The organism is Agreia bicolorata (genome assembly GCF_000938265.1).
Lineage (GTDB): Bacteria > Actinomycetota > Actinomycetes > Actinomycetales > Microbacteriaceae > Agreia > Agreia bicolorata.
On record NZ_JYFC01000001.1, the window covers coordinates 747,562 to 758,391 of the forward strand.

Genomic DNA, 10,830 nt, shown 5'->3' on the forward strand with positions numbered 1-10,830 from the left:
TTCAGAAGGCGACCTCCGGATGCTGCCGCAGCCAGAGGGTGCGTCGCAGCTCCAGGTCGCGGGTCACCGCGTCGTCGATGACGGCGGTGTCGATCCGGCCCGCCTCGACAGCACCGACGACGGCAGAAATCATCGCGTCGATGTTGCCCGGGGTCACGTAGAGGAGAAGGTCGTTGCCGGCCGCGACCGCTCGAATGGCATTCTCGTCGGGGTTCGCGTATTCAGGAAGACCCGTGGCCTCGAGCATGCCCATGTCGTCGGTCACGGTCACGCCGGCGAAACCCAGTTCATTTCGTAGGATCGAGTGCCAGGTCGACGACAGGCTCGCCGGCTGAGGATCGACGGGTGTGTATGCCAGGTGGCCGAACATCACGAGTTCTGCACCGCCATCGATGCCTGCCTTGAAGGGCGGGGCATCCCGGGTACGCCATCCACCCAGGTCGACGTCGATCTGCGGCACGCTGGTGTGCGAATCGCCTTCTGCCTCACCATGCCCAGGAAAATGCTTGAGGGTGCTGAAGACTCGCCCCCTCTCGCCGGCAACCGCAGCTGCCACCTTCGGCGATGCTGCCGCAGCATCCGGTCCGAGCACACGGTTGAAGATGAAAGACGCAGGGTCGGCCGTCACATCGGCCACAATGCCGAAGTTGACCGAGATCCCGACCTGATCCAGCAGCGTCGACCTGCCCGCGAAGGCATCGAGTGTCGCCGACTCCGGCTCGGCGACGAGAGTATCGGCGCCGGCGAAGCCGTCGTACGGAAGGCGGGTCACCTCGCCGCCCTCCTCGTCAACCGAGATCAGCGGAGCCAGACCGTCACCAGAGGTGACACCGGCCGTCAGCGCCGCCAATTCCTCGGGCGTCGCCGGAATGTTGTCGCCCATGAGGATCAGCCCGCCCAGGCCTCGCGACGACACGGTCGCCTGCCACGCTGGGTCGTCGAGGCCGGGTGCCCGAACGATGAACATCGAGGCGACCTTCTGCTGAAGGGTCATGGTGTCGAGGCGCACCGACGCGTACTGCGCCGTCAGCTCCTCTACGGAGGGAGGCGGGGCCGGTGTCGGCTCCGCGGTCGCCGTCGGTGTCGGGGTCTGATCTGCCTGCCCTCCGGCAGACACAGAGCACGACGTCAGGAACAGGCCGAGGCAGACGAGCGCAGAAAGCCCGGCGCCTCTATGACGCACCGTAGGTCCGCGACAGCGCCACGTAGTTGCTGCCGTTCCTTCGGATGCCGTCACGCTCGTCGTCGGTGAGCTCTCTCCGAACCTTTGCCGGCACTCCGGCTACGAGCGAGCCGTCGGCGATCACCGTGCCCTCGAGCACGACGGCCCCGGCCGCGATGAGGCAGTTCGCTCCGATCACCGCTCCGTTCAAGACTGTGGCGTTCATGCCCACGAGGCTGTCGTCTCCGATGGTGCAGCCGTGCAGCACGGCGCCATGGCCCACGCTCACTCCATTGCCGACACGGGTCGGAAACCCCGGGTCTGCGTGCACCACGACGTTGTCCTGCAGATTACTGCGCTCCCCCACCGTGATCTTCGACGAGTCGCCTCTCAGAACGGCGCCGAAGAACACGCTGCTCTGAGCTCCGATCGTGACCCGGCCGATGAGTGTGCTGCCGGGCGCGAGCCAGACGGTGTCGGCCACCCGCGGCGTATGCCCGTCGAAAGCGATGAGGCTCATTCGGGTACCGGACCGAGAAGGGAGTTCGCCACAGTGGCGTGCGCGGATTCGTCGTCTGAAGGGTGGAACATACCCGCCAGTACATCACGGTAGAGACGGCCGAGCTCGCTCGAGTTCGACATTGCCGAGCCCCCGGTGACTCTGATCGCCTGATCCACCACGACTCGCGCTGTCTCTGTCGCGCGCACCTTCAGGCCGACGAGCTTCGGGAACCAGCGGGCGCCGTGGTCGACGAGCTCGTCGACATCGAGCGCCATCCGGTCGATCTGCGGCTCGAGCGCGTCGCACGCGATGCCGGCCTCGGCCACCCTGTGGCGAATGTCGGGGTCGGATGCGTAGGGCCGGCCGCCCGACTTCAGGCTCGTTCTGCGGTGGGCCGACTCTACGGCCAGCTCGAGCGCTCGATCGGCGATTCCGGCGTAGACGGCAGCCAGCAGAACCTCGAAATTCGCGAAGATGGCGAAGACGAGCAGGTCGGCGCTCGGCCCGGGCGCGATGCGCCGGAAGACCCGCTCGGCCGGCGCGGTGACTCCCTCGAGGATCGTGGTGTGGCTCTGCGTCGCCCGCATGCCGAGGGTGTCCCAGTCGTCTTCGATTCGATACCCGTCGGCCGCACGATCGATGAACGCGTGCACGAGCTTTGGCGCATCCGGGCTCGTGTCGTCACGGCCGAATACCCCGAGTCTCGTCCAGACCGGTGACAGCGATGTGAAGATCTTGCGGCCGGTGAAAGAGTATGAGCCGTCGGGGTGCGCATCGGCGCGAGTGCGGGAGTCGAGCAGCACCAGGTCGTTGCCCGCCTCGCTGTTTCCGAAGGCGAAGATCTCGCCGGCGACCGCCTCGTCGAGTACGAAGGCGAGGGATGCGTCTCCCCGATCGAGCAGCGTCTTCGCGACGCCTGTCCAGACGAGGTGCATGTTGATCGCCAGAGCGGTCGCCGGCGCAGCCGCGGCAAGACGCCGTTGCGCTCGCGCGACCTCGGCCAGGCCCATCCCGAGTCCACCGGCCGACGACGGCGCAAAGAGACGGAGGTATCCGAGTTCGGTCAGATCGGCGAGATCTTCGTGAGGAAAGGTGTTGTCACGGTCGTATCCGGCAGCACGCGAACGGATGCGTTCGATCACGTCGTCGGGGATCAGCTGGGAGGGCACGCCCCCACATTACGCCCGGCGGTTCCTGTCGGCGGGCGCCTTTTTCGCGGCAGAAGCGGGCTTCTTCTTCGGCGCGGGCTTCTTCTTGGCGGGCGTCTTCTTCGCGGCGTTGCGCTCGACGCTGCGCCTCAACGCCTCCATAAGGTCGATGACCTCGCCGCCGGACTCCTTCTCGGGCTGCTCACCGAACGTCGCATCGGTGTCGAGGGCCTCCCCCTGCTCGAGCTTGGCCTCGATGAGCGTTCGCAGCTGCTCCTGGTAGTCGTCGGTGAAGTCCTCGGGCGAGAAGTCGCTGGCGAAGCTGTCGACGAGTGCGCTCGACATCTCGAGTTCTTTCGCCGTGATGCGCACCCGTTCGTCGAGCGCGGGGAACGTCGCCTCCCGCACCTCGTCCGACCAGAGCAGCGACTGCAGCATCAGAACGTCGCCGTGCACCCGCAGTGCCCCGAGTCGGGTCTTCTGCCGCAGCGCGAAGTGCACGATCGCCGTGCGGTCGGTCTGCTCGAGCGTGCGCCGCAGCAGCACATACGATTTGGCCGACGAGGAGTCGGGTTCGAGAAAGTAGCTGCGGTCGAGCATGATCGGATCGATCTGCTCGCTCGGCACGAACTCGACCACATCGATCTCGCGGCTCTTCTCCTCGGGCAGGCTCGAGAGGTCGTCGTCGGTCAGCACCACCGTGCGCTATCCGTCGTCGAATGCCTTGTCGATGTGCGCGTAGTCCACGACCTTGCCGCAGATCTCGCAGCGTCTCTGGTAGCGAATGCGCCCGCCGTCCTCGTCGTGCACCTGGTGCAGGGCGATATCGTGGTCTTCGGTCGCGGCGTACACCTTGACCGGCACGTTCACGAGCCCGAACGTCACGGCTCCCTTCCAGATCGCTCTCATAGACACGAGTGAACTCCTCTTGCGCCGCAAGCACTAGCCCTTGACCCCGGTCACATGCACAGAATGTCTGCATGAGCGCGACGAAACAGGTGGTGTCGGTGGGCGGGCACAAGCTCACGCTGACGAATCTCGACAAGGTGCTGTATCCCGAGACCGGAACCACCAAGGGCGAGGTGCTCGACTACTACGCCTCCATCGCTCACGTTCTGATCCCGCACGCCAGAGAAAGGCCCGCCACGCGCAAGAGGTGGGTCAACGGCGTCGGCACCGCGGAGCATCCGGGTGAGATGTTCTTCCAGAAGAATCTCGACGACGGCACTCCCGACTGGGTCACCCGCGGCACGATCGAGCACAAGAATCATTCGAACGACTACCCGCTCGTCAACAACCTCGCCACCCTCACCTGGCTCGGCCAGATCGCGGCTCTCGAGATCCACGTGCCTCAGTGGAGGTTCGCTCGCACGGGCGAGCCCAAGAATCCCGACCGCCTGGTGCTCGACCTCGACCCCGGAGAGGGTGCGGGACTGCAGGAGTGCGCGGAGGTCGCCAGAGAAGCCCGCGAAATCCTGCGCGACATGGGGCTCGATCCCATGCCGGTCACCAGCGGATCGAAGGGCATCCATCTCTACGCAGCCCTCGACGGCAAGCAGACCTCCGACGAGGTGTCGGCGGTAGCGCACGAACTCGCCCGCGCGCTCGAGGCCGCCCACCCCGACCTCATCGTCAGCGACATGAAGAAGGAATTACGCGCCGGAAAAGTGCTCGTCGACTGGAGCCAGAACAGCTCATCGAAGACGACGATCACGCCGTATTCTCTGCGGGGCCGGTCGCATCCGATGGTCGCGGCGCCGCGCACCTGGCGCGAACTGGCCAGCCCTACTCTCGCTCAGCTCGATTTCCACGAGGTGCTCCGACGGGTGAAACGCCGGGGCGACCCGCTGGCCGACCTCGTGAAAGGGCACCTCGACGCGCTGGAGCCGACGACCGACCGCCTCGCGACCTACAGACGCAAGCGCGACGCATCCAAGACCCCCGAGCCCGTACCGAGCGAGGCCGCTCAACCGACGGAGGGGCAGACGTTCGTGATTCAGGAGCACCATGCCCGACGCCTGCACTACGATTTCCGTCTCGAGCACGACGGCGTGCTCGTGAGCTGGGCCCTTCCGAAAGGTGTGCCGACCTCGAAGACACAGAATCACCTCGCCGTGCAGACCGAGGACCATCCGCTCGCCTACGGTTCGTTCGAGGGCACTATCCCGGCCGGCGAATACGGCGGCGGCGAGGTGACGATCTGGGATGCCGGCACGTACGAGCTCGAGAAGTGGCGCGACGGAAAAGAGGTGATCGCCACCCTGATCGGCACGAAGCCGTCGGGACTCGGGGAGCCGCGCAGATTCGCGCTCATCCACACCGGCGGCGGTCGGGCCGAGAACAACTGGCTGATCCACCTGATGGATCCAGCGCAGCCGGCGGCGACGACGACCGTCTCCCACGACCGCTCCATCTCTCCGATGCTCGCGACCCTGGGAACACCGGCGTCTGTTCTCGCAGACGACTCGCTCGACGAGTGGGCATTCGAGATGAAGTGGGACGGCATCCGTGCGATCGCGCGCGTGCAGGGAGGCGCCGTTCGACTCACGAGTCGCAACGGAAACGACCTCACCCGCAGCTTCCCAGAGGTCGCCGACGCGGTGGCGCAGTCCGTCGATACGTCGACAGACTGCGTGCTCGACGGCGAGATCGTAGCGCTCGACGCACGAGGGCGTCCTGACTTCGGGCGTCTGCAGGGCCGCATGAAGCTCACGAAGAAGGCCGATGTCGAGCGGGCGATCGCCTCGACCAGGGCGCACTACTTTGTCTTCGACGCACTCGAGCAGGGCACCGACTCGCTGACCTCGCGCGGCTACGACGACAGGCGCGCCGCGCTGCAGAAGATCGTGAGGGCCGACGCGACATCCCTCGTGCAGGTTCCTCCCGCTTATGAGGGCGATCTCGACGAAGCTCTCGCCGCGAGCGCAGAGCTCCACCTCGAGGGAGTCGTGGCCAAGAAACGCGATTCGACGTACCGACCCGCGAAAAGGTCGCCGGCGTGGATCAAGCTCAAGCTGCACAAGACACAGGAGGTCGTGGTCGTGGGCTGGCGCCCCGGTGCGGGGCGACGGGCGAACTCGATCGGATCGCTTCTGCTCGCGGTTCCTCACGATGGCGAACTTCGCTACGTGGGCCGAGTCGGAACGGGTTTCAGCGACCGAGATCTCTCGGAACTGGCGACGCAGTTCTCCCGCATGCGGCGCAAGACATGCCCGGCCACGGATGTGCCTGCCGCAGATGCTCGCGATGCGCACTGGATCACGCCGTCCGAGGTCGGGGAGGTCGAGTTCGCCGAGTGGACGTCGACGAACCGGCTGCGCCAGCCCGTCTGGCGCGGGTGGCGCACCGACAAGAAGCCAGCTGACGTTGTGGCCGAAGAGCGTCGGCCCGCGTAAACCCCTAAAATCGATCCATGACCACGCCCCTCGACGCAGCATCGCTGGTCTTGGAGGTCCTCTCGTGGATCGGGCTCTGCCTCGGCGTGCCGCTGCTTCTCGCCGGCTACGTGCGCCGGCTGGCGTTCAGCGGATGGACCGAGACTATGGCGGTCATCGTGGCGCGTCACCCTGTTCCGGATGCGCCGCGCGGCGGCTCCGACGACACGCACGTCTTCCGATGGCTGGGCGATGACGGTCACCTCTATGAGCTGCCCGCAGACACGGAGGAGACCGCGCATCTCGTCGAGGGCGACGATGTCACGGTCTTCGTGAATCCTCGACGTCCCGAGCAGGCTCGCACCGACCCCGCTCACCGCGAGGGGCATCTGCTGAGGCTTCTCGGCTACATCTTCTCCGGCGTCGGCGTTGTCAGTGTCGCGCTCTCGATAGTGATCGCCGTCATCGAGTAGCGCGCCAACGCCATTCGGTTGTCAGACCTCGAAGCGCGCGGCAGCAATGTCGTCGAGGGCGTATCGGATGCGTGTGCGCATGTCGAGAGACATCTCCGGCAGCTCATTGATCGCGAACCAGCGGGCCTCGGTGTTCTCACCGTCGGCAGGGTACGGATCGCCGGAGACGTAGCGCATGCGGAACGTGAGATCGAGGTACTCGGACTGATCACCGTTGTCGTAGGTCAGCATCGGCAGCGTGTGCACCCACGAGAGCCTCTCGGCGACGGCGACCACGCCGGCCTCCTCGAGAACCTCCCGGGCGGCGGCCGTGGCGGGCTGCTCTCCGGGGTCGATGATGCCGGTGACCGGGGTCCAGGCACCGTTATCGGAGCGTCGCACCATCAGCACGTTGTCGCCGTGGGTGACCACCGCGGTGATCCCCGAGAGCCACAGCGGAGCGTGACCGATCTTCTCGCGCAGGGCCAGTACAAAATCAGGAGTCGCCATAAGACGAGACTATGGTGCCCGGCGGGCGCGGGTAGAATCGTTCGGTTATGACAGACCTGCCCCACGATCCCGAAGCACCGCCCGCCGTCTTCACCGCCGACGAGCTCGAGGTGACCCTTCGGGTACTGGCACAGCTGCACACACTCGAGCAGGAGCATCCGGATTTCGTGGCCGTGCGTCGCGCGACCGCCAAGATGTTCAAGGCTGTCAAGAATCATGGCCGCCAAGAGAAGCGCGCCCGCATCGCCGCGGCCGACAGGGCCGTCGTCGCAGCCACCGCCACCGGCGCGTCCGATCGCATCGACGACGAGACTCGGGGAATCCCCCTCGCCACGACCACCGAGGCGCCCACCGCGGGCACCTTGCTCAAGTCGCGTGCCTGCTACATCTGCAAGCAGCACTACACGCTGGTCGACGCGTTCTATCACCAGCTCTGCCCCGACTGTGCGGCCATGAGCCACCAGAAACGGGATGCCCGCACCGACCTCACCGGAAAGCGCGCGCTCCTCACCGGGGGCCGGGCGAAGATCGGAATGTACATCGCCCTGCGCCTGCTGCGCGACGGGGCTCACACCACGATCACCACGCGCTTCCCGCGCGATGCCGTTCGCCGCTTCTCCAGCCTTCCCGACGCATCGGAGTGGGTGCACCGGCTGAAGGTCGTGGGCATCGACCTGCGCGACCCGGCGCAGGTGATCGCTCTCGCCGACGCCGTGGCCGCCGAGGGGCCTCTCGACGTTCTCATCAACAACGCCGCTCAGACCGTCAAGCGCTCCCCCGGGTCGTACGCCCCGCTCACCGACGCAGAGCTCGAGCCGCTGCCGACCGACAGGCCGCTGCCCGAACTGGTGACCTTCGGCCACACCAACGACCCGCACCCCCAGGCGCTGGCGGCTTCGGTGGCGGCGCATCCCATCCTTGGATCGACCGCGCTCGTCGCCGACAAACTCACGGCATCCGAGCTCACCAGCCTCGCCATGGCGCCGGGCTCCAGCTCGCTCGACCGCCTCGCAGCAGGAACCGCGATCGACGCCGGCGGGCTGGTTCCCGATCTGCACGACGTCAACAGCTGGACCCAGAACGTCGAGCACGTCGATCCCCTCGAGATGCTCGAGGTGCAACTCGCCAATACGACCGCGCCGTTCATCCTTGTGAGCCGTCTGCGCCCCGTGCTGGCGGCATCGGATGCTCGACGCACGTACATCGTGAACGTCTCGGCCATGGAGGGCCAGTTCGGGCGCCGCTACAAAGGCCCTGGGCACCCGCACACGAATATGGCCAAGGCCGCGATGAACATGCTCACGCGCACGAGCGCCGGCGAGATGCTCGAGACAGACGGAATTCTCATGACCAGCGTCGACACGGGCTGGATCACCGACGAGCGTCCGCACCCCACCAAGGTGCGCCTGGCGGAAGAGGGCTTCCACGCGCCGCTCGACCTCGTCGACGGGGCAGCGCGCGTCTACGACCCGATCGTTCGTGGCGAGGCCGGCGAAGACCTGCACGGGGTCTTTCTCAAGGACTACAAGCCCGCCGCCTGGTAGCTGCAGGCCTCGGCGAGGCTATGCCCGGTCGAGCCAGCGCAGAACACTCATCGGCACGAAGACCGCGGCGGACGACAACAGCACGCCGCCCACGAACACCTCGGCGAGGAATCCACCGTCTCCGGGGAATGCGTATGCCATCACGACCATCCCGGCGACGAAGGCGGCCAGGCACAGGACGAAGACGATGACTCTCATGAAAACAACTACCGTTCGGTCGTGGCGACGCCGAAGCGCCGCGTGAAAAAGACTGTGCTCCCAGACTATCGCGAGGCCGCGTCGCCCGGCTCCCGCAGCTCGCGCCTCAGAATCTTGCCCACGTTCGTCTTGGGCAACTCGTCGCGGAAGACGATGTATTTGGGGCGTTTGTAGCCGGCCAGGCGATCCTTCAGATAGCCCCGGATGTCTGCCTCGGTCAACGACGGATCCTGGCGCACTACGAACAGCTTCACGGTCTCGCCCGAATGTTCGTCGTCGACGCCGATCACGCCGGCTTCCTTGACTCGAGGATCACTGAGCACCGCCTCCTCGACCTCTGCGGGATACACGTTGAACCCGCCGACAACGATCATGTCTTTCATACGATCGACGATCGTCACATAGCCGTCTGCGTCCATGATGGCCACGTCACCGGTATGCAGCCAGCCGTCGGGCCCGATGGCCTTCGCAGACTCCTCCGGCTTGTTCCAGTACCCCTTCATGACCTGGGGGCCGAATATGACGAGTTCGCCTCTCTCCCCCTGCGCGACTGCCACATCGTTGTCATCGCGGATCTCCACGTAGGTCGAGGGCAGCGGGAGGCCGATGGTTCCGAGGCGCGCCGTTCCCACGGTGGGGTTCACCGACACGACGGGAGACGCCTCTGTCAGGCCATAGCCCTCCACCATCTGGGAGCCGGTGCGGTGTTCCCACTCCTCGGCGACCTGCGTGCGCAGCGCCATTCCTCCCGCGACGCTCAGCTTGAGCGGAGCGAAGTCGAGAGTATCGAAGCTGGGGCGGTCGAGCAGCGCCGCCGCGAGAGTGCTGACGAGGATGAGAACGCTCGGCCGATACTTCGCCACGGTCTTGATGAGCGCGTCTGTCTCACGAGGGTTCGTGATGAGCACGTTATGCGCACCGAAGTGAAAGAAGCCCAGACAGTTCACCGTGAGACAGAACACGTGGTACAGCGGCAGGGCGGCGATGACGGTCTCCTTGCCCTCCTGCAGTGCGACTCGGATCGGACCCATGATCTGGAACTGGTTCGCCAGCATGTTGTGGTGGGTCAGCATGGCGGCCTTGGTGCCGCCCGTCGTTCCTCCCGTGTACTGCAGAAAGGCCAGGTCTTCGGGCGCGATGCTCGGGGCGTCGAAGACGAGCTGCGCTCCCCTGCTGAGCGCATCGCGCAACGAGATAGTGCCCGACAGAGAGTGCGCGGGAACCATCTTCTTGACGTACCTCACCGCGAAGTTCGTGAACGCACGCTGGGGCAGTGGCAGCAGGTCGCCGACAGACGTCAGGATGACGTGGCGGATGTCTGTGCCACCGATCTCCTGATCGAGGGTGACCGCGAAGTTCTCGAGCACAACGATGGCCACCGCGCCTGAGTCGACGAGGATCGACTTGAGCTCGTGGGCCGTGTAGAGCGGATTTGCGTTGACCACGACCAGCCCGGCCTTCAGCGCACCGAACATGGCGACGGGGAACTGCAGAAGATTGGGCAGCTGGATGACGATGCGGTCGCCCGGAACGAGGCCCAGTTCTTTCTGGTAGAACGCCGCCATACGATCGGACAGCACGTCTATCTCACGGAACGACAGCGCGTGCCCCATGTTGGAGAACGCCGGCTGGTCTCCGAACTTAGCGCAGGTGGCCGTCACAAGCTCAGGGATCGACCGGAACGTGATCTCAGGGATGTCGGAGTCCTGGCCCGGAGGATAGCTTGCGAGCCATGGTCTGGCGGACTGGGGAGGATTCTCTGCTCTGAGCACTCTACGACTTTACCTGTCCGCTGAAGAGGTGGTTAAACGCCGAATGGCCACCCTGGTGGGGGTGGCCATTCGTGTAATAGGAGTCCGGCGGTGTCCTACTCTCCCACAAGGTCCCCCTTGCAGTACCATCGGCGCAGAGAGTCTTAGCTTCCGGGTTCGGAATGTGAC

The 10,830-nt window shown here is 65.7% G+C and carries 9 protein-coding genes, 1 rRNA gene and 1 pseudogene; 3 read left to right on the top strand and 8 right to left on the bottom strand.

The features are described from left to right. Position 1: 1 nt before the first annotated feature. The 4 genes and pseudogenes from TZ00_RS03500 to ku all read right to left on the bottom strand — a co-directional run bounded on the left by TZ00_RS03500 (position 2) and on the right by ku (position 3,721). Positions 2–1,183, bottom strand: coding sequence for a glycoside hydrolase family 3 N-terminal domain-containing protein (locus TZ00_RS03500; protein ID WP_238579554.1), 1,182 nt, complete (start codon positions 1,181–1,183; stop codon positions 2–4). Next, a complete protein-coding gene (locus TZ00_RS03505) occupies positions 1,173–1,682 on the bottom strand; it encodes a gamma carbonic anhydrase family protein (RefSeq protein ID WP_044439177.1) in 510 nt (169 codons plus the stop codon). The genes TZ00_RS03500 and TZ00_RS03505 overlap by 11 nt, the downstream gene beginning before the upstream one ends. Next, positions 1,679–2,833 carry an acyl-CoA dehydrogenase family protein gene (locus TZ00_RS03510; protein ID WP_044439178.1) on the bottom strand — a complete coding sequence of 385 codons (1,155 nt, stop codon included), beginning with the start codon at positions 2,831–2,833 and terminating at the stop codon, positions 1,679–1,681. The genes TZ00_RS03505 and TZ00_RS03510 overlap by 4 nt, the downstream gene beginning before the upstream one ends. A 9-nt stretch (positions 2,834–2,842) precedes the next feature. Next, a pseudogene (gene ku / locus TZ00_RS03515) lies at positions 2,843–3,721 on the bottom strand (non-homologous end joining protein Ku). Positions 3,722–3,792: 71 nt separating this feature from the next. Between ku and TZ00_RS03520 the strand changes: the two are divergent. Together TZ00_RS03520 and TZ00_RS03525 are read left to right on the top strand one after the other, a co-directional pair. Further along, positions 3,793–6,207, top strand: coding sequence for an ATP-dependent DNA ligase (locus TZ00_RS03520; protein ID WP_044439179.1), 2,415 nt, complete (start codon positions 3,793–3,795; stop codon positions 6,205–6,207). 17 nt (positions 6,208–6,224) lie between these two features. Next, positions 6,225–6,659, top strand: a complete 435-nt coding sequence (locus TZ00_RS03525; protein WP_044439180.1) for a DUF3592 domain-containing protein — start codon at positions 6,225–6,227, stop codon at positions 6,657–6,659. Positions 6,660–6,680: 21 nt separating this feature from the next. On the opposite strand, the gene TZ00_RS03530 is transcribed toward TZ00_RS03525, so the two are convergent. Then, a complete protein-coding gene (locus TZ00_RS03530) occupies positions 6,681–7,148 on the bottom strand; it encodes an NUDIX hydrolase (protein WP_044439181.1) in 468 nt (155 codons plus the stop codon). A gap of 47 nt (positions 7,149–7,195) precedes the next feature. Between TZ00_RS03530 and TZ00_RS03535 the strand changes: the two genes are divergently transcribed. Continuing rightward, positions 7,196–8,692 carry an SDR family NAD(P)-dependent oxidoreductase gene (locus tag TZ00_RS03535; protein WP_044439182.1) on the top strand — a complete coding sequence of 499 codons (1,497 nt, stop codon included), beginning with the start codon at positions 7,196–7,198 and terminating at the stop codon, positions 8,690–8,692. An 18-nt stretch (positions 8,693–8,710) separates the two neighbouring features. Here TZ00_RS03535 and TZ00_RS03540 read toward each other — a convergent pair whose 3' ends face one another. The 3 genes from TZ00_RS03540 to rrf form a co-directional block, all read right to left on the bottom strand. Continuing rightward, complete coding sequence (locus TZ00_RS03540; RefSeq protein WP_044439183.1) at positions 8,711–8,890, bottom strand: hypothetical protein; 180 nt, start codon at positions 8,888–8,890, stop codon at positions 8,711–8,713. Positions 8,891–8,955: 65 nt separating this feature from the next. Continuing rightward, the gene (locus TZ00_RS03545) at positions 8,956–10,662 is read right to left on the bottom strand and encodes an AMP-binding protein (RefSeq protein ID WP_044439184.1); all 1,707 of its coding nucleotides are present in this window, start codon (positions 10,660–10,662) and stop codon (positions 8,956–8,958) included. Between the two features lie 82 nt (positions 10,663–10,744). Continuing rightward, positions 10,745–10,830: ribosomal RNA gene (gene rrf / locus TZ00_RS18630) — 5S ribosomal RNA — on the bottom strand; the annotation flags it as partial.